The sequence below is a fragment of the Pseudomonas sp. GW-45 genome (assembly GCF_056896675.1).
The window spans coordinates 1,079,810-1,106,543 of the sequence record NZ_CM167674.1 but is presented as its reverse complement, the minus strand read 5'-3'; the positions used below and the strand labels follow the sequence as shown (position 1 = coordinate 1,106,543).

The 26,734-nt window shown below is 56.2% G+C and carries 23 protein-coding genes; 14 read left to right on the top strand and 9 right to left on the bottom strand.

Annotation, left to right across the window (positions count from 1 at the left end):
- Positions 1 to 4: 4 nt before the first annotated feature.
- From AC1XYH_RS04970 to arcC, 6 genes are all read left to right on the top strand, one after another.
- Positions 5 to 925, top strand: a complete 921-nt coding sequence (locus AC1XYH_RS04970; RefSeq protein ID WP_483325551.1) for a F0F1 ATP synthase subunit gamma — start codon at positions 5 to 7, stop codon at positions 923 to 925.
- 118 nt (positions 926 to 1,043) lie between these two features.
- Positions 1,044 to 1,301, top strand: a complete 258-nt coding sequence (locus AC1XYH_RS04965) for a hypothetical protein (protein WP_483325550.1) — start codon at positions 1,044 to 1,046, stop codon at positions 1,299 to 1,301.
- Positions 1,298 to 2,770 carry an arginine-ornithine antiporter gene (arcD, locus tag AC1XYH_RS04960; RefSeq protein WP_483325549.1) on the top strand — a complete coding sequence of 491 codons (1,473 nt, stop codon included), beginning with the start codon at positions 1,298 to 1,300 and terminating at the stop codon, positions 2,768 to 2,770. The genes AC1XYH_RS04965 and arcD overlap by 4 nt, the downstream gene beginning before the upstream one ends.
- Before the next feature lie 49 nt (positions 2,771 to 2,819).
- Positions 2,820 to 4,040, top strand: a complete 1,221-nt coding sequence (gene arcA, locus AC1XYH_RS04955) for an arginine deiminase (RefSeq protein WP_483325548.1) — start codon at positions 2,820 to 2,822, stop codon at positions 4,038 to 4,040.
- Between the two features lie 25 nt (positions 4,041 to 4,065).
- Positions 4,066 to 5,064, top strand: coding sequence for an ornithine carbamoyltransferase (argF, locus tag AC1XYH_RS04950; protein ID WP_483325547.1), 999 nt, complete (start codon positions 4,066 to 4,068; stop codon positions 5,062 to 5,064).
- 19 nt (positions 5,065 to 5,083) lie between these two features.
- Complete coding sequence (gene arcC, locus AC1XYH_RS04945) at positions 5,084 to 6,028, top strand: carbamate kinase (protein ID WP_483325546.1); 945 nt, start codon at positions 5,084 to 5,086, stop codon at positions 6,026 to 6,028.
- Positions 6,029 to 6,169: 141 nt separating this feature from the next.
- On the opposite strand, the gene AC1XYH_RS04940 is transcribed toward arcC, so the two are convergent.
- Positions 6,170 to 7,320, bottom strand: a protein-coding gene (locus tag AC1XYH_RS04940; protein WP_483325545.1) for an IS3 family transposase whose coding sequence is annotated in 2 segments (ribosomal slippage) — positions 6,170 to 7,077 and positions 7,077 to 7,320 — 1,152 coding nt in all. Because the reading frame shifts where the segments join, the coding sequence is not laid out codon by codon here.
- A gap of 36 nt (positions 7,321 to 7,356) precedes the next feature.
- Between AC1XYH_RS04940 and AC1XYH_RS04935 the strand changes: the two genes are divergently transcribed.
- From AC1XYH_RS04935 to AC1XYH_RS04915, 5 genes are all read left to right on the top strand, one after another.
- Positions 7,357 to 8,034 carry a DUF6988 family protein gene (locus AC1XYH_RS04935; RefSeq protein WP_483325544.1) on the top strand — a complete coding sequence of 226 codons (678 nt, stop codon included), beginning with the start codon at positions 7,357 to 7,359 and terminating at the stop codon, positions 8,032 to 8,034.
- A gap of 182 nt (positions 8,035 to 8,216) precedes the next feature.
- On the top strand, positions 8,217 to 8,951 hold the full coding sequence (locus AC1XYH_RS04930; RefSeq protein WP_483325543.1) for a hypothetical protein: 735 nt from the start codon (positions 8,217 to 8,219) through the stop codon (positions 8,949 to 8,951).
- A gap of 97 nt (positions 8,952 to 9,048) precedes the next feature.
- A protein-coding gene (locus AC1XYH_RS04925) for an IS3 family transposase (protein WP_123891117.1) occupies positions 9,049 to 10,181 on the top strand; the annotation gives its coding sequence in 2 pieces (ribosomal slippage) (positions 9,049 to 9,289 and positions 9,289 to 10,181; 1,134 coding nt in all).
- Positions 10,182 to 10,320: 139 nt separating this feature from the next.
- The gene (locus AC1XYH_RS04920) at positions 10,321 to 11,751 is read left to right on the top strand and encodes an IS1182 family transposase (protein ID WP_096344619.1); all 1,431 of its coding nucleotides are present in this window, start codon (positions 10,321 to 10,323) and stop codon (positions 11,749 to 11,751) included.
- Between the two features lie 348 nt (positions 11,752 to 12,099).
- A complete protein-coding gene (locus AC1XYH_RS04915; protein WP_483325542.1) occupies positions 12,100 to 13,524 on the top strand; it encodes a hypothetical protein in 1,425 nt (474 codons plus the stop codon).
- A 106-nt stretch (positions 13,525 to 13,630) separates the two neighbouring features.
- Here AC1XYH_RS04915 and AC1XYH_RS04910 read toward each other — a convergent pair whose 3' ends face one another.
- Both AC1XYH_RS04910 and AC1XYH_RS04905 read right to left on the bottom strand, forming a co-directional pair.
- On the bottom strand, positions 13,631 to 14,302 hold the full coding sequence (locus tag AC1XYH_RS04910) for a hypothetical protein (RefSeq protein ID WP_483325541.1): 672 nt from the start codon (positions 14,300 to 14,302) through the stop codon (positions 13,631 to 13,633).
- A gap of 281 nt (positions 14,303 to 14,583) precedes the next feature.
- A complete protein-coding gene (locus tag AC1XYH_RS04905; protein ID WP_483325540.1) occupies positions 14,584 to 15,942 on the bottom strand; it encodes an SNIPE associated domain-containing protein in 1,359 nt (452 codons plus the stop codon).
- Between the two features lie 526 nt (positions 15,943 to 16,468).
- Between AC1XYH_RS04905 and AC1XYH_RS04900 the strand changes: the two genes are divergently transcribed.
- Positions 16,469 to 16,696, top strand: a complete 228-nt coding sequence (locus tag AC1XYH_RS04900) for an AAA family ATPase (protein ID WP_483325539.1) — start codon at positions 16,469 to 16,471, stop codon at positions 16,694 to 16,696.
- Between the two features lie 226 nt (positions 16,697 to 16,922).
- On the opposite strand, the gene AC1XYH_RS04895 is transcribed toward AC1XYH_RS04900, so the two are convergent.
- Both AC1XYH_RS04895 and ercA read right to left on the bottom strand, forming a co-directional pair.
- Positions 16,923 to 18,659 carry a PAS domain-containing hybrid sensor histidine kinase/response regulator gene (locus AC1XYH_RS04895; RefSeq protein WP_483325538.1) on the bottom strand — a complete coding sequence of 579 codons (1,737 nt, stop codon included), beginning with the start codon at positions 18,657 to 18,659 and terminating at the stop codon, positions 16,923 to 16,925.
- Complete coding sequence (gene ercA, locus AC1XYH_RS04890) at positions 18,643 to 19,806, bottom strand: alcohol dehydrogenase-like regulatory protein ErcA (protein ID WP_483325537.1); 1,164 nt, start codon at positions 19,804 to 19,806, stop codon at positions 18,643 to 18,645. Before ercA ends, AC1XYH_RS04895 begins: the two co-directional genes overlap by 17 nt.
- Before the next feature lie 216 nt (positions 19,807 to 20,022).
- On the opposite strand from ercA, the gene AC1XYH_RS04885 reads away from it, so the two are divergent.
- Together AC1XYH_RS04885 and AC1XYH_RS04880 are read left to right on the top strand one after the other, a co-directional pair.
- Positions 20,023 to 22,167, top strand: a complete 2,145-nt coding sequence (locus tag AC1XYH_RS04885; protein WP_483325536.1) for a 4Fe-4S binding protein — start codon at positions 20,023 to 20,025, stop codon at positions 22,165 to 22,167.
- A gap of 44 nt (positions 22,168 to 22,211) precedes the next feature.
- Positions 22,212 to 22,646, top strand: coding sequence for a hypothetical protein (locus AC1XYH_RS04880; protein ID WP_483325535.1), 435 nt, complete (start codon positions 22,212 to 22,214; stop codon positions 22,644 to 22,646).
- Positions 22,647 to 22,716: 70 nt separating this feature from the next.
- Here the strand turns inward: AC1XYH_RS04880 and AC1XYH_RS04875 are convergent, their stop codons facing one another.
- Genes AC1XYH_RS04875 through pqqC form a run of 4 tightly spaced genes read right to left on the bottom strand, consistent with a single transcriptional unit; the run spans position 22,717 to position 26,725 of the window.
- A complete protein-coding gene (locus tag AC1XYH_RS04875) occupies positions 22,717 to 24,618 on the bottom strand; it encodes a S9 family peptidase (RefSeq protein ID WP_483325534.1) in 1,902 nt (633 codons plus the stop codon).
- Positions 24,584 to 25,726, bottom strand: coding sequence for a pyrroloquinoline quinone biosynthesis protein PqqE (gene pqqE, locus AC1XYH_RS04870; RefSeq protein WP_483325533.1), 1,143 nt, complete (start codon positions 25,724 to 25,726; stop codon positions 24,584 to 24,586). Before pqqE ends, AC1XYH_RS04875 begins: the two co-directional genes overlap by 35 nt.
- Positions 25,698 to 25,976: a pyrroloquinoline quinone biosynthesis peptide chaperone PqqD gene (gene pqqD, locus AC1XYH_RS04865; protein WP_483325532.1), complete on the bottom strand. Its 279-nt coding sequence runs from the start codon at positions 25,974 to 25,976 to the stop codon at positions 25,698 to 25,700. The genes pqqE and pqqD overlap by 29 nt, the downstream gene beginning before the upstream one ends.
- Entirely contained in the window at positions 25,973 to 26,725 is a 753-nt protein-coding gene (gene pqqC, locus AC1XYH_RS04860) for a pyrroloquinoline-quinone synthase PqqC (RefSeq protein WP_483325531.1), read from the bottom strand. Before pqqC ends, pqqD begins: the two co-directional genes overlap by 4 nt.
- Between the last annotated feature and the right edge of the window lie 9 nt (positions 26,726 to 26,734).

Here is a 26,734-nt window from a genome sequence, read left to right as displayed (position 1 = left end):
CACCATGGCCACCACCCTGACTGGCCTGCGCCGTCAAATAGAAAGTGCCGGCGATCTCAAGTCCGTTGTGCGAACTATGAAGGCATCAGCGGCCTCGGCCATTGGGCAATATGAAAGGTCGGTAGCGGCCTTAGGCGATTATGCACACGCAGTCGAGCTTGGGCTCGGCGTATGTCTGCGTGCAGTCGAGCAGCGACGCCCGGAGACGCAGGGTTCGCTTGACGCTCCGCCCTTGATGCACGCGGTGGTATTTGGCTCGGACCAGGGCCTAGTTGGCCGCTTCAACGAAGTTATAGTTGAACATGCCATGACAACCCTAGCGCAGACCCAATGCAGGGTCTGGGCCGTGGGTGAGCGCACCCATGCGCGAATGGTAGACGCCGGCATTACGCCAGAGGGATGCTTTGCAGTACCTGGATCAGTGGAGCTGATCACCCATTTGGTAGGCAATATTTTACTGCAGGTGCAGGACCCGTATGCCGCTGCTCTGGGTGATGAGCTTGCCGAAACCCAGGGCACAGCGCTGACCCTTTTTTATAACCGGCCAACCGCTGGTGGCTATACACCGGTGAGCCAGCGGCTCCTACCCTTGGATGCGCATTGGCAACGCGGGCTCGCCAACCGGCCGTGGCCCAACGCCCAATTACCCGAAGTATTGGGCGCCAGCGCGCGCACCTTGCGCGCCTTTATTAGCGAACATCTTTTCGTTTCGCTGTTTCGTGCCAGCGCCGAATCCCTGGCCAGTGAAAATGCCAGTCGCCTAGCCGCGATGCAGCGCGCCGACCGCAACATTGGTGAGCTGCTGCAGGAGCTGCAGGCTCACTTTCACCAACTGCGCCAGGCCGGCATCGACGAGGAGTTGTTCGATGTCATCTCCGGCTTCGACGCACTCAGCACTGACGATGAGGAAAACCCCACCCCCTGACAGTTATGCGTGCGCTGTCGAACAGACAGGCCACAGCCGAGGGAAGAGACTGGCAGTGTCCCTGCCAGCCCGCATACAAGCGCTGCGGCTGGCAATAACCTGCACAGGTATCTGCCCCATGAACCAGCCCCAGTCCGACGTTTACCGCTACATCGTCAGGGAGCTTGCACCAACCGACCATACGCCCGAGCAAGCGCCTATCACTATCGTCTGCGAACCGCAGAACGTGCCTGGGCAAGATCCACCCAACGGCACCGTCTTTTTGCATATGCTGCCGGGCACCACCACAGAAGAAGCACAGAGCATAGCGGACACACTGCAGGCCAAGGTCAAGGGGCTGTGCCACCTGCAGACTCCTGCGGACGCAACCGCATGAACAAGCCAGACGCAGTAGCTGCCAACAAAACCATCGTCGCCAGCGACGCTGCCACCACCAAGCCTCCTGCCAAGCTGGGCCTCAGCCTGCTGGTAGCGTTGGTGGTGGGCTCGATCATCGGCAGCGGTATCTTTGGCCTGCCGCAAAACATGGCCGCAGGCGCAGGCGCAGGCGCTATTCTGATTGGCTGGACCATTACCGGTATCGGCATGCTTTTGCTGGTGCGGGTTTATCAGATGCTCTCCCTGCGCAAGCCCGAACTCGATAACGGCGTTTACGCTTACGCCCGCGCTCTGTCTGGCGAGTACGTGGGCTTCAACTCGGCCTGGGGTTACTGGGTCAGCGCCTGGATCGGCAATGTCGGCTATCTGGTTGCGGCCTTCAGTGCGCTCGGTTATTTTTTCCCGATCTTCGGCAGCGGTAACTCGCCTGCCGCCATCGCGGGCGCGTCTATCGTGCTCTGGGTTGTCCACCTGCTGGTGCTGCGTGGTATCCAGGGTGCAGCCGTGCTTAATGCCGTGGTCACGCTGGCCAAGATAGTGCCATTGCTGCTGTTCATCGCGCTGGTGGCAATGGCCTTTCAGATTGATACCTTCCGCCTCGATTTCTGGGGCGCCAACGAGCTCGGTTCGGTGCTCGATCAGGTCAAGAGCACCATGCTGGTCACGGTCTGGGTCTTCATTGGTATTGAAGGCGCTAGTGTCTACTCAGCACGAGCCCGCAAGCGTGAGGACGTTGGCCGCGCCACTATTATCGGCTTCCTCATCTGTCTGTTACTGCTGATGGCGGTGTCGTTGCTGTCGCTCGGTGTGCTCAACCAGCCCACCCTGGCTGGCTTGAAAAACCCCTCAATGGCAGGCGTACTGGAAGACGCAGTGGGCACCTGGGGCGCCGTACTCATCTACGTAGGCTTAATAGTATCGGTCGGTGGAGGCTTCCTCGCTTGGATGCTGCTCGCCGCTGAGTCGCTGTTCACCCCCGCCGGTGGCGGAGTGATGCCGAAATGGCTCGGACAAACCAACAAGAAGGGTGTGCCCGCCAACGCCATGTGGCTGACCAACGGCATGGTCCAGCTGTTCCTTATCTTCACGCTGTTCTCAAAGGCTTCCTACCTAGCACTGATCTCACTGTCGACCGCGATGATCCTGCTGCCCTATCTGTTCAGCGCCGCCTATGGTCTGTCGCTGGCGTGGCGTGGTGAAGGGGTTAAGGCTGCGTTCCAGCGCGCCGATGTGCCGGTCGCTGCGCTGGCCACGGTGTACTGCTTGTGGCTGCTTTACGCCGCTGGATTCAAGTATCTGCTACTCAGCGCGATGCTCTATGCGCCGGGAGTATTGCTATATGCGTGGGCCAAGCGCCAGCGCCAGGAACGGGTTTTCAATACCGCGGAATGGGTGCTACTGGCGGTCTTGGTGGTACTCGCTGGCGTCGCCGGCACACTACTGGCCATGGGGCGACTGAGCCTGTGAGCCCTTCTCTATTTTTGATTCTTGACTATATGAACAGGAGATTGTTGCCATGACGACCCAAGGCTTGCACTCTGAAGTTGGCCGCCTGCGCCGCGTACTGGTGTGCCGTCCCGGCCTGGCGCAACAGCGCCTGACACCGGCCAACTGCCGCGAACTGCTATTTGATGACGTCATCTGGGTGGAGCAGGCGCGTAATGACCACGACGCCTTTACCAACGCCATGCTGAGTCACGATGTCGAGGTGTTGGAGCTACACGATTTGCTAGCTACCACAGTAGCTGACCCTGTCGCTCGAGCCTGGCTTCTGGACCGCAAATTGGGCGCCGGTACCGTCGATGTTGAACTGGCGCAGCAGCTGCGACCCTGGCTGGAAGATCTGCCGCCAATGCGCCTGGCAGAACACCTGATCGGGGGCCTAGCACGCGCAGAACTGCCGTTCGAGCCCGAGGGCCTTCTGGCACGCTACGCTGCCGCGAACGACTTTCTACTACCACCACTGCCCAACACCCTATTCAGCCGCGACAGTAGTTGCTGGATTGGCAATGGCGTCGTGCTGTGTTCTATGTTTTGGCCCGCACGCCGGCAGGAAACGCTGCTGACCGCTGCGGTGTATCGCTTCCACCCACTGTTCGCCGGCAAAACCACCACATGGTGGGGGGATCCCGACGAAGATCACGGCGGCGCAACTATGGAAGGCGGCGATGTGATGCCGCTGGGTAATGGCGTGGTACTGATCGGCATGGGCGAACGCACCTCACCGCAAGCCGTCAGCCAGTTGGCACGCTCCCTGTTTGCACAGGGCGCTGCGACCCGTGTGCTAGCCGCGCAGATACCCAAGTCACGAGGCGCCATGCACCTGGACACCGTGTTTACTTTCTGCGATGTGGATCTGGTCACTAGCTTCCCCGAGATGGCCGACACAATCCGCGTACACAGCCTGCGGCCGGGCGAGCGTGAAGGCAGCCTCGACGTGCGTACCGAGAGCAAACCCTTCCTGGAAGTGGTGGCCGAAGCACTCGGGCTGAAAAAACTGCGCTCGGTGGCCACCGGCGGCGACGCTTGGCAGTCCGAGCGCGAGCAGTGGGACGACGGCAACAACCTGCTGGCGCTAGCACCAGGCGTGGTTATGGGCTATTCGCGGAACACCCACACCAACACGCTGCTGCGCAAAGCTGGCGTCGAGGTGATCACCGTTTCCGGTTCCGAACTGGGCCGCGGTCGCGGTGGCAGTCACTGCATGTCATGCCCGATTGAGCGCGACCCGATCTGATCCCTTTAAAAAGCGAGAGCACCCTATGAGCTTTAACCTGCACAACCGCAGCCTGCTGGCGCTAAAGGACTTTACCCCGGATGAAATCCGCTATTTGCTGGATCTGTCTGCCGAACTAAAACGCTCAAAAGCAGTGGGTAACGAAGTACCACGATTAAAGGGCAAGAACATTGCCCTAATCTTCGAGAAGCCTTCAACCCGCACGCGCTGCGCCTTTGAAGTCGCCGTGCACGATCAGGGCGGCCACGTCACTTGCCTGGATTCCGGCAGCTCGCAACTGGGTCACAAGGAATCACTGAAAGATACCGCCCGCGTACTCGGGCGCTTCTACGATGGCATCGAGTATCGTGGCTTCCATCAGAGTGTGGTCGAGGAGCTGGCGCAGTATGCCAAGGTGCCCGTGTGGAACGGTCTGACCGATGAGATGCATCCCACTCAGATACTCGCTGACCTGCTGACCATGCAAGAGTTCGGCGAAAAGCCGCTGCACGAATTGAGCTTCTGCTACCTCGGCGATGCCAGCTTCAACATGGGCAGCTCGCTGCTGGTCGGCGGCACGCAGATGGGCATGGATGTTCGCATCTGCTCACCCGCTGATCTGCAGCCGCCAGCTGAGCTAGTGGCCGAGATGCGCGAACTGGCAAAGACCACTGGCGCGCGTATCACATTGGAGACAGACCCGGTCAAAGCGGTAGTCGGCGCAGATTTTCTGTATACCGATGTGTGGGTGTCCATGGGCCAGGACGATGAAGTCTGGAAGCAACGTATCGAACAGTTATTACCCTACCAAGTCACCACCGCCCTGATGCAGGCGACAGGTAAACGCAGAGTCAAGTTCATGCATTGCCTGCCAGCCTTTCACAACCTGGAAACCGAAGTTGGGCGCCAAGTGCATGAGAAGTACGGCCTTAGCGAAATTGAGGTGACCGACGACGTATTCGAGTCTGATGCTTCAGTGGTGTTCACCCAGGCCGAAAACCGCATGCACACCATCAAAGCCGTGCTGGTGGCGACCCTAGGATGATCTCTCGCGGAGCTGACGTATGAAAGTCGTCGTTGCCCTGGGTGGCAATGCGCTGCTGCGCCGCGATCAGCCGCCGACAGCGGAAAATCAGCTGGCGAATATACGCATTGCCGCTGCCCAACTGGCCCGCGTGGCCGAACATCACGACTTGGTGCTGACCCATGGAAACGGCCCGCAGGTTGGGCTATTGGCACTGCAAGCGGCGGCTTACATTGATGTGGACGCCTATCCCCTAGACGTATTAGGTGCTCAGACCGATGGCATGATCGGCTATCTGCTTGAGCAAGAGCTAGCCAATCTGCTCCCAGCAACGCGGGCGATAACAACGCTGATCACCCGCGTGGAAGTGGATGCGCTTGACCCAGCCTTTGGCCATCCCAGCAAACCAATCGGGCCAATTTACACCCAAGCGGAGTCGGCGAGAGTCGCTACCGCAAAGGGTTGGAGCATGGCAGCGGACGGTGCTTCGTTCCGGCGCGTGGTGGCTTCACCACGGCCGCTGCGTGTACTTGGGATACAGGCAATCCAATGGTTACTAGAGCGTGGGGCACTGGTGATCGCGGCCGGAGGCGGCGGTATACCGGTAGCGAGGAATAGCGAGAAAAAAGACCTGCATGGTGTTGAGGCGGTCATCGATAAGGATTTATGCAGCAGCCTACTCGCACGCGAACTGCACGCCGACGTACTGGTCATCGCCACCGATGTGGCGGCGGTCTACCTCGACTGGGGTCAGCCCACACAGCGCGCGCTCGGCGAGGTCACTCCACAAGATCTCAGCGGACACGATTTCGCAGCGGGCTCGATGGGACCTAAGGTGGAAGCCGCGCAAGCCTTTGTCTTGGCTACAGGCAAGCGCGCCGTGATTGGCTCGCTTGAACAGATCGAAGAGATGCTCGCCGGAACAGCAGGTACTCAAGTATGCCCGGCCATAGCCGGTGCTATGAGCCAAAACCCTGATCTCTGACATAACACCTTGCGCCTCGTAGGCGTATAAAAGTCTCGAAATGCAATGGTGAGCTGACACTGGTTTTAGCGCGGTTATGAGCGGCAAACCTGAAAGCTCCGGCTTCGCCGAGTCACTGCTTGGTGAATCGCCCCCAGTATTCTAGACACTCGCCAGACTCTGGTAATGACGCTTTTCGAACTCGACAGGTGACAGGTCACCACTCGTGCCGTGCCGGCGCTTTGGGTTATAAAACATCTCAATGTAATTGAACACGTCCTGCCTCGCAGCGTCACGTGTTGGATAGATCTGACGTTTAATCCTCTCCCGTTTGAGTAATTGAAAGAAGCTTTCAGCGACGGCGTTATCATGGCAGTTACCGCGGCGACTCATGCTACCCATCAGATGATTCGCTTTCAGGAAGCTCTGCCAGTCACCGCTACTAAACTGACTGCCCTGGTCCGAATGAACCATGACACATCCTTGCGGCTTACGCCTCCAGACCGCCGCTAACAGTGCATCTAGCGCTAAGTCAGACGTCATACGCGGCTTCATCGACCAGCCTACCACCTGACGAGAGAACAGGTCGATAACCACGGCCAAATACAGCCAGCCTTCGTAGGTACGGATGTAGGTTATATCAGTCACCCAGGCAACATTGGGCGCCGCCACTTCGAACTGACGAGCTAAGTGGTTGGGTGAGACCACCGCAGGCTTACCACTGTAATGACCTGGACGGCGGCGATAGCCGGTCTGTGAGCGCAACCCCTCACAGCGCATGAGACGGGCTACCCTGTGCTTACCGCAAGCCTCGCCAGCTTCACGAAGATCCAGATGAATTTTGCGATAACCATATACACCGCCGCTTTCGAGCCATGAATGTTTAATCTGGCCCAACAGGCGCTGGTCTTCTCGTGCACGATCAGACAGCTTGTTGCAACACCACGCATAGTAGCCACTGGGGTGCACAGTCATCATCTTGCACAGGCGGCGCACGGGATACAGGTCCACTTGGCTCTGAATAAACGCGTACCTCAATCGGACTCTCTGGCGAAGTACGCGGTGGCCTTTTTTAATATATCTCGCTCTTCCGATACGCGCTTTAATTCGGACTTCAGTCGACGAATCTCGTCCTGAAGCTCATCGTCCTGCTGCCGCTGCTCCGTGGGCTTGGAGTAGCGCTTGATCCACTGATAAAGGCTGTGGCCTGACACTCCCAATCGAGCGGCGACCTCAGCAACGGAATGGCCTCTGTCAGCTACCTGCTTGACGGCTTCAATTTTGAATTCTTCGGTGTAACGTGAGTTGCTCATTGGACCTCCTGGGTGCCTTGATTATAAGGCCTGGAGGTGTCTACTAAACTAGGGGCGATTCACATTGATCAGCTACTTGCACGCTCGGCGTTACTAGAGGACCGCCTTGCTAATTTCCTCGCACTACCTCTACTCGAAGGTACCAGTCGCCTCCGGGCGTCCAGGTCCCTTGCTAGTCTTGGGTTTGAGCACGCACAAAGCATTAAATATTTGGTGGCAGCAGGCTTGTGCACATCCGCGGCGGCTCTCCTCCGGGTTCAGTATGAATCTCTTGTTCGCGCGCTATGGACTCTTTATGTGGCAACAGATGGGCAAGCTGAGTTAATGCTTCAGGAGCTCACTGAGAAAAGCGCCAAGAAGGCCAGCAAAATTCCGATGCTAAGCCAAATGCTAATGGAAATTGAGGATAAGGCGCCGCATGCTCCCGTGTCGCAGCTGAAGGAGTTCAAACACTACTCGTGGCGGCCGCTAAGTTCATTCGTACACGGAGGTATACATGCGGTAAGTCGCCACGGAAAAGGTTTCCCACTAGAGCTGATCTTGATGGAAATACGGCACTCGAATGGGTTGCTCGGGATTGCGGGGAACCTACTTCTGATCCTTGCAGGTGTTCCACCAGAGGCTGGAAAAATGGCTGGTATTTACGCAGAGTTCAAAGATTGTTTCCCACCTGTTGATCCTCCTTTCAAACGGAGATCTGAACCAGCGCATTGATCTCTTTGAGAATATCCTCTTCCGCTACCGGGAGTCCGCTTTTGGCTGATGGCCACCTGTCACAATAGTTAGGTATCGGCCAAAAGCAACCATTGAGGACGTATGCTGAGGCGGCGGAGATTTATGGTGTAATTGCGTCTGGGCCAAAAGCTTTGGCCTTAACAAGCACACTAAGGATGGCGATGAGCAAAAGTACGGTCCGTTTTGCACCGTGGGTTGGCCCCCACTACGAGCGAGGCATTCATGGTCTACGCATCCTTGTGGTCTGCGAGTCGCACTACGGTGCCAAGGAGCATGAACGCCCGACAGTTACACCCGAGATATTGAAGGCCCTGGCCTTAGGTCAGAAACACCCTCAAGCCACAGCTAAGCTTCGGCGACATGCACATTTCACCAAAATAATGGCTTCTATCCTGAATTCTAGGAAGAGCTTTTCCAAAATAGATAGGAGTGAGTTTTGGCATAGCGTGGCCTACTATAACTTCATCCAAGAGTTCTTACCCAGCATCCGCAAAGCACCTTCTGACGCAGTTTGGGAGAGAGGTAAGCGACCATTCATTGAAATCTTGAGCGTGTTGGAGCCAGAGTTGATCGTTTGCTACAGCAAACGAAACGGTATTAGGGTCACCGCACTAGCGGGTGGTGTGCCTGTGGCAGTGGTTAATCATCCCTCTTCGCACTTTGCTTATTCCATTATGAATCCAATTATTGCTGAGCAGCTCGAGGTAGCGTTGGCGCGCAAGGCGCAGGTTGCAGATCTTGTTAATTCTAGCGGTCTGTATTCACGTTGGTGCGAGGCGACATCTATTGCTTTGCCCACACCAGGAAAATATCTTTCGGTTTCGGACAGACTTACGCTCATTGCGAAACGAATGGAATTGATGGCGGCGCTCGACGAATCTTCGCTTAATTGCTGAATCGCCCCTGGTTTCATAGTCACCAGATGACCGCTGGGTTCTACCCCGTTACTGCGGACACTCTTGAAAAGAGGCACAATGTGCCAAAGGAGTGTTCATGTCCAAACGCAGAAAATACAGCCCTGAATTCAAGCGCGAAGCCATCGCGCTATCTCGCCAGCCTGGTACCAACTGTCGTCAGGTGGCCTTAGAGATTGGCATTAACCCCAATTTGTTGTCGCGGTGGGTCCGTGAAGCGGACGATGTGCCAAGCAAAGCGTTCAAGGGCTCTGGTACGCCTCGTGACGAGGAGCTTGCCAATCTGAAACGCGAACTGGCGCGGGTAAAAAAGGAGCGCGATTTTTTGCGCGAAGCGGCAGTGTTCTTTGCAAAGGAGTCGTCCTGAGGTATCAGGCGATTCAACGCTGTCGCAGTCTTTTCCCGATACGCCTTATGTGTCGATGCCTGAAGGTCTCGGCCAGCGGTTATTACGCCTGGGCATCTCGACCTCTATCCAGCAGGGCTATGGCTAATCAGCATCTGTTGTCGCGAATCAGAGAGATTCATGATGATAGTGGTGGCATGATTGGTTCGCCCCGGATGCATGAAGACCTGGCTGCCGAAGGCACTTCTACGAGCCTGAATCGGGTTGCAAGGCTAATGGCTAAGCACGGTATCCAGGGGTGGCCTCGCAAAAAGCGGGGACGAATGGGGCGAGCGTCGAGTCGGCCACAGGGTATTCAAAACCATCTACAGCGGGACTTCTCAGCGCTTGAGCCTGATACCAAGTGGGTCACGGATATTACGGAGATCTCCACTCAGGAAGGAAAACTGTATCTATGCGTGGTCCTGGATCTGTTCAGTAAGCTGATTGTGGGCTGGTCCATGCATCACAGACAGGATCGGCAGATGGTAATCAGAGCTGTTCAAATGGCTGTGTGGCAACGCCAGGGCGAAACCCCGGTGATACTGCACTCAGACAGGGGTACGCAGTTCACCAGCGGCGATTACCAGCGTTATCTGGGCAGCAATCGGTTAGTCAGCAGCATGAGTGCCGTTGGCCACTGTGGCGATAATGCCGCCTGTGAGGGCTTCTTTGGGATGCTGAAGCGAGAGCGAGTACATCACCGACGTTACCGTACTCAAGACGAGGCAAGAGCAGACCTATTTGAATACATCGAGCGGTTCCATAATCCTAGGATGCGACGTAGAGTTGCTGCGCAGGATCAAAAGCTCTTAGCTGTTTTATAACCGTCCGTGGAAACGGGGTAGAACCCGCTTCTGGCCGATACCTGCAAGTGGTGAAGGACGGCTAACGGCCCAGAGTGTGTAAAAACGCTATCTCAGACCCTTGCTATAATTTCTGAGAATCTCATTGCAAGGGAAATCAATGAAACGGTTTATCCAGGGTGAACACCGAGGTCAAAGCACCTTGCTTCCCGAAAGCCTCGACGACTACGTCAGCGATATCAATCCAGTGCGCGTGGTCGATGTCTTCGTCGATGAACTCGACCTAGCCAAACTGGGTTTCGATGGTGTGATTCCAGCCGAAACCGGCAGGCCTGCTTATCACCCTGCGATCCTGCTGAAGATCTATATCTACGGCTACCTGAACCGCATTCAATCCAGCCGTCGTCTGGAGCGTGAAGCCCAGCGCAACGTAGAGCTGATGTGGTTAACAGGTCGCTTGATGCCCGACTTCAAGACCATCGCCAACTTCCGAAAAGACAACAGCAAAGCTATTCGCGGCGTCTGCCGTCAGTTCGTTTTGCTCTGCCAGCAGTTGGGGCTGTTTAGCGAAAACCTGGTTGCCATTGACGGCAGTAAATTCAAGGCGGTTAACAACCGCGACCGGAACTTCACTAGTGCGAAGCTGAAGCGGCGCATGGAAGAAATCGAGGCGAGCATCAGCCGTTATTTGGCCTCACTCGATGCGGCTGATCGCCAGATACCTAGCGCCTCTAAACCAGATACGGTGAGCTTGGAAGATAAAATCGCCAAGCTCAAAGCACAGATGAAAGAGCTTCAGGGGATTGAGTCACAGCTCAACGAATCGCCAGATAAACAGGTTTCGCTGACCGACCCGGATGCCCGTTCGATGATGACGCGCGGCAGCGGGATCGTTGGCTACAACGTACAGACGGCTGTCGACACGCAGCACCATTTGATCGTTGCTCACGAGGTCACCAACCGAGGTTCTGACCGTGACCAACTCAGTTCAATGGCGAAGCAGGCTCGTGAAGCCATCGGCGTAGAAACGCTGTCGGTAGTTGCCGACCGAGGCTATTTCAAAGGCGAAGAAATCCTGGCTTGTTACGACGCAAACGTCACCGCCTACGTGCCGAAGCCGATGACTTCAAGCGCCAAAGCTGATGGCCGATTCAACAAAGATGCCTTCGTGTATGACGCGACTAGAAACGAATACACGTGCCCGGCGGGAGAGGCCCTGATCTGGCGATTTTCCAGCGTTGAGAAAGGCATGAATATGCATTGCTACTGGAGTTCAAAGTGTCAGAGTTGCACGCTGAAAAGCCAGTGCACACCAAGCACAAATCGTCGAGTAAAGCGTTGGGAGCATGAAGCTGTGCTTGAGGAAATGCAGCGACGGCTGACCAGAGCACCAGAGATGATGAAGGTTCGAAAGCGGACTGTTGAGCATCCCTTCGGGACGCTCAAGCAATGGATGGGGGCGACACACTTCCTGACTCGAAAACTGAACGGGGTGAGTGCGGAGATGAGCTTGAATGTGCTCGCCTATAACATGAAGCGGGTTATGAAAATCATCGGTACAGAAGGCTTGCTGAAGGCGATGGCGGCGTAAAAGCCTCAGCTTTTACTGCTCCAGGAGGTGCCGAAGAGCTCCATACACGTTCTGACGCGCTATCGACACTGATCTTGGCAAATGTCCGGAAAATCGCCTCGCCCAAGAGCACTGGGCTTAGTCATCCAACATGCGAAAAGTGTTTTTACACACTCTGGGCCAGGAGCGGACTGCCTGTTCTATAATAAATGATAGCCCTTTTAGCTAAAGTTAAATGATTAGGTGTTTGGCCGAGCTCTCAAAATATCATTGCGTGGGTGTCGAGCTACTGGCTGCTACCCATTACGTGGAATTCGCTGCATACTCAACATCATTCGGATGCGTAATTAAGGTAGAGGATCGACAACCATGAGTTTATGGAGCTGGGACCCATTTAACGAATATTTGGAGAGTAAACATTATGGGATTGAGCCCAGCCCATTGTTACCCCCTCAAATTACAAACGTATCTCTAGGGCGCGTAAACGATCATAAATTAATTCTGACTATTGAATCTCCGTCGATTGCGCAGCCGCGCAAAGAAGTTGCGTTAGGACAGGTTTACATAAACGATACCAAGATTGAATTAACTTCGCCTGTGGGAAGTGGAAGGCTAATCGGAGTCACACAAGTAAGCGCGAAAACTGATCTAATAGCAAGTCGAAACTACTCCACATCTACAAAATATGAAATTGATTCTGTCGAGTTTAAGAATGATACGACCCGCGATTGTACGCAGATTGTCGAATACGTAGCGAATCTACCTACACATCTTATTTGGCCCACAGGATTTACTCAGAATAGAGCTAGCTCGATTACTAGGGTGTACCAAGGTAGCCCACCTCTTGAATTTCAAAGCGAGACTAAGGGTGAGCTACATTCACGGACAGCTGTTCGTATCAGGGTCGGTAGTTCGGACGTAATCCTAGGAAAGTACGAGGGCAACGATACCGAGACAAAGAGCCCTGGCTATATCCTCTTCACCGGAGCGCCAGACGATGATGAGCGTCGAAAAATTCGCGACTGTCTATCACTCGCGCTCGGATTGCCACTGGTCTATTTCGGTCATTCCTGTTTCTGCGCTGAAGGACAGCTAATCGAGTTTAAAGCCGTGTCACCGCATACCGTCAGCGGCCGAGCGTGGGACATAGTTAGCATGCCGCCTGCGCCCATTACTGAGCAGGACGGTCTTACCAACTTAATGTGCGCCGAGCTTGTTGAACGTGTAGTTCAAGGGGCATACAAAAATTATGATCGGTATCATCTTAATGTTTTGCCTTGGCGGGTATGGTACGCAGAATCTGCTGCGTATTTCATGAAGCCTGTATATTATGCCTCTCTAATTGAAGGGATTCAAAAGGCATACATCGACGATGAACAAAACAACGTAAGCCACACCGTCGTTGACAAGTTAGAGTATAAGCGCATCAGGAAAACGCTAGAGCGATATTTGAGCCGCTTGAAGATCGATGGGACGGCAAAAGATTTGCTTCAGAATAAGTTAAATAACGGAAACTCAGCGCCTCAGAAGGTTATTGCTGAACGGTTTTATAGCAGTCTTGGTCTAAGGTTAAGTGACTTGGAGAACTCTGCATGGAGTAAACGGAATGATGCTGCACATGGAAACCCTATACCTTCCGAAGAAAAAATTAAATATATCAAGCACACTAAGGTTCTCAAGGTCATGCTTAATAGGATTGTGCTGTGTATCACGGGGGGTAGTGATAAATACATCGACTATTACTCTATCGGTCATCCGGTTCGATTGCTTCCAGAGCCAATTCCCGACGACTAACGGGCAGTGAGGTAACTGGGGTCAGATGAGCATTTCAAGTACGTTCATCTGACCTCAATTAAATGGTTAATTAGCTCCGGCTCTGGAGCGTGAACCTTCGACTTTGCTAATTTTTAGGGCAGTGGTCGCAACGAATTTCCTTGTTGATGTAGTTCTTGTGTTGATGGGGATCTAGAATACTGGGGGGGTGGTAATGGCCCTTGATACACTCTGCTGGGATGTCCGAATGCACGACATAACATGTTGATAAGGACATTCCTAGAGGTCGTCTTGTCCGGAGCTGTCCCCACTTAGACAATATCATCTTCGCGACTGCCAGTTTCTGCGCTGGCGGAATCAGATCAACAGGGATGTCGACTTCTATAATTGTAGGGATACCAATTGTTCGTAAACGGAGACGGTGGTCTTCGGAGTAATTGCCCCTCTCTAGATTTGCTGCTAGCGCTAAAAGGTATTCACTGCCATTAATCAGGTAGTGACCAAATTGATCGAGCATCTCACCGTCATCCCCTGACAACCAAATTTTGCCCTTCTCGCTGGATTCCCGGCGCTTCATATTCTCGATGGCTTGCTCAATGTCTGTCTTGGGCAGGTCAGCAAAAAGAGCACGAAACTTCTGAACGATTGATTCCGCGTTCTGTCCTCTTATCCCTTGTTCGTAATAACTGCTCAAAGACTCTGGGCGACAGCCATGGAACGCTTTGAAGTGGGTATAAAACGAAGACATCTGATCACAGAAATAAGGCACGACATCATCATGATTTGGTAGCCAATCCATGACGTCAGACCAGCACTCTGGCCGGTCTCGCTCCAATGCGGCTACAAGCTCAGGTGTAAGCACCCTATGTGCGTACGAGCGGATATTTCGGAGCCACGAGCGCCTATTGCGCCAATCCAAGACCTTCTGAGGCATGCATTCTCCATTTATGAGGTTCCGTGTAACAACGGCGGCTGTGCCGTCGTGTTCGCAGTAACCGCTCCCGTGTCCCAGCCCCGAGGCTTTTGAAAGGGCCTCCAATTGAAACTGGGGTGTGTGATGCATATCGGGGTGAGTCCAAGCTAGCTCAGAGTCAAAGCGCGCTCTGATTTCTGGATATCGGCTCCGGGCATTGCCATGCGTAGACTTTCGCGATACTGCTCCGCTGGCGCTGCGTGTGTAACCTCCACGACGGCGTCGTAGTTTTCTCGGATAACAGACTCGATCTCAGCAATGTCGGCACGGAAGAATTCCTTGCGTCCATTTACCTTGTTCAACCGACCGATTGCAAAGCGCTCGTGCAGTTTCGCTTCCAATGCAGGAGCGTTATCTGAAAAGACCATCGCATGCACGTCAAACCAGAATGGCACTGATGCGTCGCCCAGTTCGTCGACGCGGTCCATCGGCTCCAGGCGGCGGGTCATGCCGATCTTGTATACCCCTTCGCCGAATGCTCCTACATTGGATATAACGTAGACATAACCAGCCTTCGCATTAAGCTCGCGATAGTCGATAAGCTTTTCTTCGCTCTCTAAGTCAGCTCGTGCTGCTTCAATTTCAGCTAGCTTCGCCAAAAGCGGGGCACGCTCCTCTTCGGACTCTACTTTTTCTAGACGAACCTGAAGGTCGCGCATGGCAGCCGTGAAGTGCTTGCGCTCCTTAGCGATTTTTTCCCGAGCTGCACGAATCTCTTTCTCAAGTTTTTGCTGCTCCCTCAGTTCCTCTCGAGCTCGCTTCGCCTCTTCCTTTTCCTCCCGCTTTTTGATCTGAAACTCGTGGGCAAGATGCAGCTCATCGAGCTTGAGGCTCAGGTATTTGCGCGAGATTTCTACGTCCATAATCTTGCCTAGACGGTTGCAGGCTTCGAACGACTTGAGAATTCTTTTCTCACCAAGCTCGACATTGTCGAACTTAACGTTGTCCACGCAATAATCTGCTTCGTTGTTGAACGAACGGATTACCAGTTTGATCATATCTGTGACGAGCTTGCGTCCTTGGGCCTGGCTGCCACTAACTGTCCAAGCCATATTCCCGGTAGCCGCTGTTCCTGCCTTCACCATCGCCTTCTGAAGGTCACGGACACTGTCCAATCTGGACTTGTAGTCATGGCTGGCATTCAGCTTGAACTTCGGCTCATAGAGCGCGAAGCTTTCCAGAAGCAGCGTCTCCTCCCAGACGAGGATCTGCCCCTGCAAATCAGAGGAGCGTTTTGCAAGCGACGATACGTTTTGCTCGGCGTGCTGAATTTCCTGATGCACTGCAGCAAGTTTTGTTTTCTCTTGCTCGATCAACTGCTGGACTTCCAGGAAGTCCATGGCGCCAATCTTCCTATTGAGTGCTTGCAGCTGTGCATAGCGCGCCTGAAGCTCCGTAAGCTGCACGTCTAGATCATCCGCACGCTCCCGGTTCGCTGGACCGTTCCAATAGTCACTAAGGGGCATAGGTTCCTTCCTCGTTGTTGAATCGAATGGTTGCTCAGTTCTGAACGCCAACTCTGGAGTCTTTATAATGCAACGGGCCGCATTAGATGTACTACTACCGTCTATTTTGAATGATGGTGGTCACGAAGGACCGCTCTTGGCCGATTCCGGCCAGTGATGAGGGTCTGCTATAAGCCAACAGCAGGCACTCAAATCATCTCCTGGTAATCATCGCCTCGCATCCGAGTTTTTTAACCCATGAAAGATATAAAGGCGACGAGGTCACAACCTTGCATGCCTTGATGGAACCGACCACTGACTTCTTTCGCGAACAAACTTGATGACTTAAGAATTTGGACAGGCTACGGCTATTCCTTAGTGCTGGCAGGACTCACTTAAGCGAAGCGCTCAGGCCAAGGTAAATAAGCTGTGCCGCGAGCATCGTACATGCGTCAGGATAGCGTTAGTGTAGCTGGAGTGAAGACGCACTGACCTACTTAGGTGATATAGCTGGCTAAAAATCTCAAAAATCAGCGGAGGGTTTTTCTTGCATCTTCACTCCTATCGTCTCAGAAACTTTCGACGCTTGAAGGACGCTCATATTGAGCTGGCTGACGACTTCTCAATATTCGTTGGATCGAATAACAGTGGAAAAACGTCGGCAACTCAGGCAATCCATGCGTTCGTTTCGGGTGGAAGGGAGCGTTTCAGCCTCTACGATTTCAGCTCCTCATGCTGGAAAAAAATTCGATGCGGCTGGAGATTGGAGTGGTGAAAGGATCCAGGACGCTGGGTTAAGTTTTCCCTCAGCAACGGCGGGCGTGAGCTCTGCGTTAAATTCATGCGGTCGTTGCTGATTGAATCGCTGCATCAGGAACTGACCAAAATCCTGCCGGGTTAGCGATGCAGTCATGTAACCAACCGGGGAAAGGCAGGTTCAACCAACTCAAGAGAGCCTCCTGCGTCAATGTATTTTCAACCTAACCGCTGAGATCAGAGGATTAACCTGCAGCTTTGAACAGACTGCCTAGCATTGCCCGCAGCTTACCCGCTTTGAGCGGTTTGCTTAGTACGGGGATGCCCATTTCTTGCAGCATCCGCTGGCAATGTTCAGTCCGATCAGCGGTGATCATGATGGCTGGCAACGGTTGCACGAAGTGTGCACGAAGCTCATTCACGGCATCACAGCCCGTTAATCCATCGTCAAGATGATAATCCACCAGGATTGCGTCCGGTGGTTGCCCACCAAGCGCCGTTTTTGCGGCATCAGCATCGAGGGCTAGCACAACCTCTGCGCCCCACTTCTGCAGCAGCCCCTGCATGCTTTGTAGAATAATCTCCTCATTGTCGATGACTAGCAATCGCCGGCCTTGCAACGGTACTGCTAAATTATCCATCAAATTATTACTCGTTACAGGTAATGACTGGTTTGCAGCAATGGGCACACTAACCGAAAACATTGAACCGCGCCCTACCCGCGACTGCACGTCAATTCGCGTACGCAACAGCCTAGAAATTCTATCTACTATCGCAAGCCCGAGACCTACGCCCTTACGTTGCCCGGCCTTTGGCGCATCCAACTGGTTGAACTCCTGAAATATTCGACTGAAATCCTGCCGCTGAATGCCACGCCCCGTATCCCACACCTGAATACACAAGTGCGCACCACGGATCCGACAACCGACAAGTACACCGCCCTGCTCGGTATAGCGCACCGCATTGCTGATGAAGTTTCGTAAAATGCGACTCAGCAAGCGGTAATCGGTGTGTACCAATAGATTCGGCAAGTGTCCTCTCAGGCCAACGCCAGCTGCCTGAGCTACCGGCTGAAACTCCGCTAGCAATGGCTCTATTACATCGACTATGGCGTAATCGTTTAGCTCTGGCTGCAGGTTTGGCTGGTCTAGGCGGGAGATATCCAGCAGGTCGCTGAGCATATCTTCGGCGCTTTCCATCGCGGTATGCGAGCGCTCAACCATTTGTGCGGCACGTTCTGGCAATTCGCTCTCACGCAGCGTCGCCATCAACAAGCGGGCCGCATTGAGCGGTTGCAGCAAGTCGTGGCTGGCTGCCGCCAGGTAATGATCCTTACTGCGGTTAGCTTGCTGGGCAACGTCACGTGCTTCGCGCAGCTCGCACTGCGTTCGCTCACGTTCAATAATCTCAAAACGTAAACTCTCATTCAGGGTTTCAAGCTCTCGAGTACGCTCCTGTACGCGCAGCTCCAATTCTTCGTTGAGTTGCTGCATGGCCCGCTGCGCCTGCTTGCGCTCGGTCACATCAGCAACGAAGGCTTCGATGACATGATCGCTGGCGTCGGGGCGTAGGAGGATGTTCATGCGCACATCCAGCAAACTGCCATCGGCGCGCGCGAGCTTTGTTTCGTAGCCGGTTAGCTCACCTTTGAGCAACAAGTGTAGGCGGATGCGTTGAAACTCATCGCGATTGATGAAAAACACCTGCTCCAATGCTTGCCGCTGGTTGACCAGAGCGTCGACGGATGGATAACCCAGCATCCGGGCGAACGAGCGGTTGGCCGTCAGCAGCCCAGCCCCGAGGCTAGCCTGAAAAATACCGTGCACGGCATTTTCGAATAGCCACTTATAGCGATTCCGCTCGGTTTCTAGCTCTTCGAGTCGCGCCAGCAGCTCGGGGTAATAGCTCTTGCGTGACGACTGTGATCCAAGCCCCAAAAGCCCTGTCAGCACCTCGCGGCGCGGATCAGAGGGCTTCGGCATAAACCACCTCAACGTCGGCGAGGCTGGATTCGCGCGGATTGGTCAGGATGCACGGATCGTCCATCGCGTGTAACGACAGCATGCGCAGATCGGTATTACTAACGCCATGCATCGTCAGCGACTGATTGAAGCCCACCGCCTGCTTGAGGTCGATCAGGTGCTGCACCAGAAGCTGCTTCACCTGGGGTGTACTCACGCCGCGGATATCAATGCCCAGCGTCTGCGCGATCACTTTGAAGCGGTCAGGCGCGGAGTCGAAGTTGAACGCCACCACGTGCTCCACCAGAATCGCATTGCACAGGCCATGCGGCAGATCGAGAAAGCCGCCCAGACTGTGCGACATGGCGTGTACCGCACCTAAAATCGCATTGGAAAACGCCAGACCGGCCTGCAAGCTACCGAGCATCACCTGCTCACGCAGGGCGATGTCCTGCGGGTTTTGAATCATCTTGACCAGATTGCCGTTGAGCAGACGCATGGCTTCCAGCGCGTGGGCATCGGTCATCGGCCCGCTGCCGGTCGAAACGAAGGCTTCAATTGCATGTACCATGGCATCTACCCCGGTGCAGGCAGACAGGAAGGGGTCCATGGTCGAGGTGGTTTCTGGGTCAATCAGCGATACATCCGGCACTACCGCCTTACTGATGATCGAGAACTTCACCTTTTCCTGCTGATCGGAAATGATCACGAACTGCGACACATCGGCGGAAGTACCGGCGGTGGTCGGAATACAGATCAGCGGCGGGATGGGTGCACGAATGGTATCCACGCCCTCGAACTCCAGAATGTGGCGATCATGCGCCACCGCAATGCCGATAGCCTTGGCGCAGTCAATCGGGCTGCCACCGCCAATCGCCACTATCACGTTGCAACCCGCTGCGCGGTATACCTCCGCGCCGTGCATCACTTCTTCGGTGCGTGGATTGGCCGAGACCTGGGTGAAAAGTACGTAGTCGATGCCCTGCTCCCGCAGACTTTCTTCCACGTCCACTACCCAACCGGCCGCTTGCACGCCAGGGTCGGACACCAGCAGAACTTTCTTGGCGCCAAAGGTGGTGGCGTAGTTGGCAACGGTCTTGCGCGCACCGGCACCAAAGATGATTTCCGGCGTGACAAATTTGCGCAGCTGACTGATATCGTAAGACATGGGCTGGTACCGCGTTGTTTTTGTAATGGGGTGCTCTGAGCAGTGCGCAAGCGCAGTAGCGAGCGTTTTTGCAGCCTACCCTAAAGCCTGCACCTTTTTAAGCTGAAACAGCCGCACCTACGACTGAAGTAGCGACACAACAAGCCCTAAGTGGCATGGCTCGGCAGGGCTGGCGCACTAGCATGGAGAAAATCATAAGAATCCGGGATGCACCCCATGCCTGCTTGCGCTCCTACAGCGTTGCCAACACTGCTGCTGATCTTGATCCTTTGGCTGCCACCCAGCGCGGGCATGGCCAACAGCACAGCGCCCGAGCAGTCCGTGGAACAGGTGGTGCGGCAACTATTCCCGAGCGCCACCCGCATTGAACCCAAGCAGGGCGAGCCGCCGGTGTATCAGGCGTTCCAGCTCGATCAGTTACTGGGCTACGCCTTTCTTTCAACCGATTACTCTAGCCTGCAGGGCTTCTCCGGCAAACCGATACGCCTGCTTATCGGTATGACGCTCGCCGGCAAGCTGACCGGCGTAAAAGTACTCGAACACCACGAACCGGTGTTCCTGCACGGCCTGGGCGAGCAGTCGCTGTTCAACTTCGCTGACCAGTACGCTGGCCTGAACCTCGCCACTCCCATCGTGGTTGGCAGCACGCACGGCAACGCAGTGGACGGCGATACCCTCAGTTACATCGATGGCGTCAGCAAGGCCACGGTATCGGTGGTCATCCTCAATGAAGCCGTGCTGCAGTCGGCGATGACCGTTGCCCGCGCGCTGCTGGCCGACTTTGTCCAGGGCCCGCAGGCCGTCGCCAAGCCAGACCTTTATCAATCGCTGGACTGGCAACAACTGCTGGCCCGTGGCTACGTACAGCACTGGACCCTGTCCGCCGCCGCAGTAGAGCAGCAGCTGGGGCATTCGCTGGCGCTCTACCCCGGCCTGCAGAATGCCGACGAGCATACTTTCAGTGAGCTGTACTTCGCCTACCTCAATGCCCCCAGCATCGGCCGCAACCTGCTGGGAGATGCTGGTTTTGCGCAACTGCAAGAGGAGCTTGCGAGCAACGAGCAAGCGCTACTGGTGATGTCGCGCGGCAGCTATACACACGTACCTGCAGACTTCATTCCTGCGACGACCGCCAGCCGCATCAATCTGCTGCAACACAATAAGGCGATTGAGCTGCATGACATGAACTTTAATAACGGCGCCGTACTCGAGCAGATCAACACGCCGGAGGCGGACCTGCAGGCAACCATTTTCCGCATCAAGACCCACGCCGCCTTCAACCCGCTGGAACCAGCCGAACTGCAATTGAACGTTAGCCTGCGGCGTAATCCGCTGATTGAGCAGAAAACAGCATTCACTACCGCATTGGCCCTGGATGCTGCCCTGTTTGAGCTGCAGGCGCCCGTTATAACCGCCAACCCCAGTCCGGTATGGCTGCGCATGTGGCAAGACCGGGCCTGGCAAGTTGCCTTGCTGATGGCCAGCCTGACCGTGCTTTGCGTTGTATTCGTCAAACAGCACACGCTCAGCGAGCACAGTCGAGCCTTTCATCTTTTTCGCGCCGGGTTCCTGCTATTCACCGTGCTGTTCATCGGGTTTTACGCCCAGGGCCAGCTGTCGGTGGTCAACATATTCACACTGCTACTCGCGCTACGGCAGGGCTTTGATATCAGTATTTTTCTGATGGACCCGGTGATCTTCTGCCTCTGGCTGTTTACCTTTGCCAGCCTGTTCATCTGGGGGCGCGGGCTGTTCTGCGGCTGGCTCTGCCCGTTCGGCGCCTTGCAGGAGATGGTCAGCTGGCTGGCCAAACGGCTGAAGCTACGCCAATGGAAGATTAGCGAACGGACTCATCTGCGGTTGCAATGGCTCAAATACCTGATCCTGATTGCTCTAGTGCCGACCGCCTTCTATTCGCTCACGCTGGCCGAACGCCTGGCCGAGGTCGAACCATTCAAGACCTCGATCACGCTGGTCTTCGTCCGTAGCTGGCCATTTGTGGTGTATGCCGTGTTGCTGCTGGGTGTCGGCCTGTTCGTACACAAATTCTATTGCCGTTATGTGTGTCCGCTCGGCGCCGGTCTGGCCGTTCTTGGGCGGCTGCGACTGCTCTCTTGGCTGACGCGTATTGATGCTTGCGGCAAGCCCTGCCAGCACTGCCACAACAAGTGCGAAATCGGCGCCATCAAGCGTAGCGGCGCCATCGACTACGACGAATGCATTCAGTGTCTGGAGTGCATTGTGATTCTCAACAACGAAGATCAATGCGTCGCCAGCATCAGTGCGCGCAAACAGGCCGCCAAGGCGCAAAAAGCGGCCGCCGGCCAGATCATAGTCAGTGACTGGGTCCCCGGCCGCTGACCCGAAAGGTGCTACCCGAGTTTCATAACAACAGGAGCAAGACTATGAATCCGTTTGACGACCGCCAGATTCACTGGAGCCAGTTGCCCGGCTTCGACAATTTCTCTTACTCGATTCTGAGCATCGACCAAGCCACCCAGCTGGTCGATGTACTCTTTCATTTTCGCGCCCACGATCCGATAGTGCTGCACCGACACTGCGCGTTGAACCACACCTTTGTGGTCAGCGGCGAGCATCAGCTCTATCACGCCAACGGTAAAATCAAGGAGGTGAGGCCCACCGGCAGTTACACAGTCAGCCCGCCGGATACCACCCCGCACCGAGAATGCGGTGGCGACGGCGGCACTGTGGTGCTATTCAGCATCCGCGGTACCAGCGGCGTGATGTACGAGATTATGGATGACCAGCAGAACGTGATCGCAGCGTTGGGCATGACCGAATTTGCGGGCTTGTATGAAGCCAACCGGCAGACGAAGTAACACCCGAACGCTAAAGCTGGAGAGTTAACATGCTGCCGAGGCTGTACGCAAAAAGCCTCGGCAGCCGCGTTCATAGCCAAGTCTGATAAAACGCCAATTCTTCTTCCAGCACCTGTGCCAGGTGCGCGGCTTGGCGGAAGCCGTGGCGTTCCTCGGCGAAGGTCACGCTATGTACCGGTACGCCGTTGTCGTCGAGCGCGGCGACCATCTGTTCGGTCTGGCTGGGCAGTACGACTGCGTCGCGCAGGCCCTGAAAGAAGATCACCGGGGTGCGGATGTGGTCTGCTTGGGCCAGTGGCGAGCGCTCGATGTAACGCGCCTGCTCGGTTTCAGGGTCGCCGATCAGCCAGTCGATGTAGTCGGCTTCAAACTTGTGAGTCACAGCGCGCAGCTGTAACGGATCGCTCACGCCATACAGGCTCGCTGCCGCGCGAAAGCGATCGCCACCTGCCACCAGTGCGCACAGGGTGGTGTAACCCCCGGCGCTGGAGCCGCGGATGAACACCCGTTCGGGGTCGATCCGTTGCTTGCCTGCAAGGTGCTCAACGGCTGCCAGCACATCTTCTACGTCCACTACGCCCCAGCCGCCCTGCAGCCGTTGGCGATAGGCACGGCCGTAGCCCGTGCTGCCACGGTAATTGAGATCAACCACGGCAAAGCCACGCTGGGTCCAGAACTGAATGCGGCTATCGAGTACCGGGTAGCAGGCCGAGGTCGGGCCGCCGTGGGTGAATATCAGCAGGGGGGGGGGCTGCGTCAGCGCCTGCTGGCTGTTGCGCGGCGCGTAAAAGAACCCGTGTGCGGTTTCACAGCCGGCAGTCAGGTAAAGCAGCCGTTCTGGCCGAGCCAACTCGCTGGCCGGCAAACAACTGTCGTCACCACGCAGCCGGGCAAGCGCTCCGCTGCCTAGATCAATACGTAAAACCGCCGCGCTGCAGCTGGCCGAAGCGGCAATGCAGTAGAGCGCGCGGCCATCGCTGCACAAGCTGCGAAAACGGCTGTAGTCGTGTGCCAACAAGCGCTCCTCGCTGGTGCGGGCGTGGCGCAGGGCGAGATGCCCATAGCCGCCATCGGTCCAACTCAGCGCCAGCCAGTCGTTATCCAGCAGTAGCCACGTATTGCTGCCGTGCTGCCAGGGGGCCGGCGCGTGATCGGCAGCGTGGCCTGGCAAGCGTTGCGCGCTGCCATCGGCAGCAAACACCCAGGGCAGCCAGTAGCCACTGCGGTCAGTCAAGCAGCACAGCGTATTGGTGGCGCTGAACTGCGGCTGCTGAAAGGCTTCTTCGCCACCCGGCACCGTGGTGATGCGGCTAACCACGCCCTGCACATCCAGCTCGGCGCGCATCAGGCGTGTGCGGGTCCAGCTCAGATGTGGGCGATCCCATTCGATCCAGGCCAGCTGGCTGCCATCGTCACTCATGACGGGCGAGTGATAAAAATCCGCCCCCTCGGCCAACACCTGGCGGCCGCCGTCTACGCCAATGGCCACCAGTCGATGCTGCACCCGGTCTGGCAAATGGGCCTCTTCGACCGCCAGCACGCGGCGGTGCAGCAGGTCGGCATAGAGACCACCGTAACGGTACTCCGGATGGCGGGTAATCTTGTGCATCTGCCGTGCTGCCACGGACTGCAGATAAATCTGCTGGTCGGCCTCGTTAACGAACGCCACTTGGCAATCGGGTTCGTGCTCGCCCGGCAACACGCGAAAACTGCCGCCGCCGTACTCGTAAACGCGGCTGCGCGCGCCATAACCTTCCGGCGTAATGGTTGCGGTCTGTCCGTCGCGCCAGCGCATGATCAGGCTGCGGCCCTCACTGGGCCTGAACTCAAGCCACCAGAGCGCGCCATCGGCGTAGCACAGGTCACTATAATCGGCACTGGCGGCGACCGCCTGGGCGGCACTGAACTCGCTGGCCCAGCGGCCGGGCTGGTGGCTGTCAGGCTTTGCAGATGATCCTTGAGGTGCGCTCATTGCGGAAGGTCAACTCCTCTATCGCCGGTTGCGGCTGCTCTGCTTCGGCTCTGGCCTGCAGAATCTTGTGATGGTGGGGCGATTTGTTGCACACCGGGTCTGCCTGGGTGGCATCGCCGGTCAGCAGGTACGCCTGACAACGACAGCCGCCAAAGTCCTTCTCCTTTTCGTCGCAGGACCGGCACGGCTCGCTCATCCAATCATAGCCGCGGAAACGGTTGAAACCGAAAGAGTCATACCAAATATGTGAAAGGCTGTGCTCGGTCACGCTGGGGAAGCTAACCGGCAGCTGCCGCGCGCTGTGGCACGGCAGCGCGGTGCCATCCGGCGTAATAGTTAGAAAAATATTGCCCCAGCCATTCATGCAGCCCTTGGGGCGTTCTTCGTAGTAATCGGGGGTGACCAGAATCAGCTTGCACGGGTTGCCCTGCTCGACCAGTTTCTCGCGCCACGCATTGGTGACCTGCTCGGCGTGGTCCAGCTGCGTCTTGGTCGGCAGCAGCCCGGCGCGGTTCAGGTGCGCCCAGCCGTAGTACTGACAGGTCGCCAGCTCGACGAAATCGGCCTCCAGCGCCACACATAGCTCGATGATGCGGTCGATCTCATCAATGTTGTGTCGGTGGGTCACAAAGTTGAGCACCATCGGATAACCCGCTGCCTTGACCGCACGGGCCATCGCCAGCTTCTGATCGAACGCCTTGCGCGAGCCGGCCAGCATGTTGTTGATCTCGGCGTCGGAGGCCTGAAAGCTAATCTGGATGTGATCCAGCCCGGCCTCGCGGAAGGCTTCGATCTTGGCCTCGGTCAGCCCCATGCCGGAGGTGATCAGGTTGGTGTAAAAGCCCAACTCGCGCGCCGCGCCGATCAGCTCGGGCAAGTCTTCGCGCACCAGCGGCTCGCCACCGGAAAAGCCCAGCTGGGCCGCCCCCAATGCGCGCGCCTGGGTGAACACATCAATCCAATGAGCGGTACTCAACTCATCCTTGTGGTTGGCAAACTCGAGCGGATTCGAGCAGTACGGGCACTGCAGCGGGCAGCGGTAGGTCAGCTCGGCCAGCAGCCACAATGGTGGCCCCTGATCAGCGGATGTGGAGCCAGTGTTGAGCATGGGCCACCTCGATAAAGGCCAGAACGTCTTCGTCCAGTCCGGGCACATTGGGAAACTTGTCTGTCAGCGAATCGATGATGTCAGCCACCGGTCGCTTGCCGTCGACCAGCAACAGCACTTCGGCAGCGCTGTCGTTCAGCTTGACCATGCCCTCCGGGTAGAGCAGCACGTGACTGTTCTGCACCGGCTCCCATTGCAGGCGAAAGCCGGGGCGCAGCACCGGCGTGTTATCACGCACCACCGGGGTCATAGCGCGATTCCCCGGTGCCAGGCCTTGTCGGCCGTGACCGTGTGATACGGCGGGCGCTCCAGCTCATAGGCCATGGACATGGCGTCGAGCATGCTCCAGAGCACGTCCAGTTTGAACTGCAGAATATCCAGCATGCGCTGCTGCGCCTCCCATGTGGTGTAGTGATGCAGGGTAATACGCAGGCCGTGCTCGACGTCGCGGCGGGCCTCTTTCAGACGCTTGCGGAAATAGTCGTACCCCGTCGGATCAATCCACGGGTAATGCTGCGGCCAGCTGTCCAGCCGCGACTGATGAATGTGCGGGGCAAACAGCTCGGTCAGCGACGAACTGGCCGCCTCCTGCCAGCTCGCCCGGCGGGCGAAGTTGACGTAGGCATCCACCGCAAAGCGCACGCCCGGCAGCACCAGCTCCTGCGACAGCAGCACCTCGCGGCCCAGCCCCACGGCCTCGCCCAAGCGCAGCCAGGCCTCGATACCGCCCTCGCTGCCCGGCTCGCCATCGTGGTCGATGATGCGCTGAATCCACTCGCGGCGGGTGTCACGGTCCGGGCAGTTAGCCAGAATCGCGGCGTCCTTCACCGGAATGCAGACCTGATAGTAGAAACGGTTCACCACCCAGCCCTGAATCTGCTCGCGGGTTGCGCTGCCGTCGTACATGGCAACGTGGAACGGGTGATGAATGTGGTAATAGCGGCCCTTGTCGCGCAGGGCCTGCTCGAATTCGGCAATACTCATCGGCTCGCGTTGCATGACGGCCCC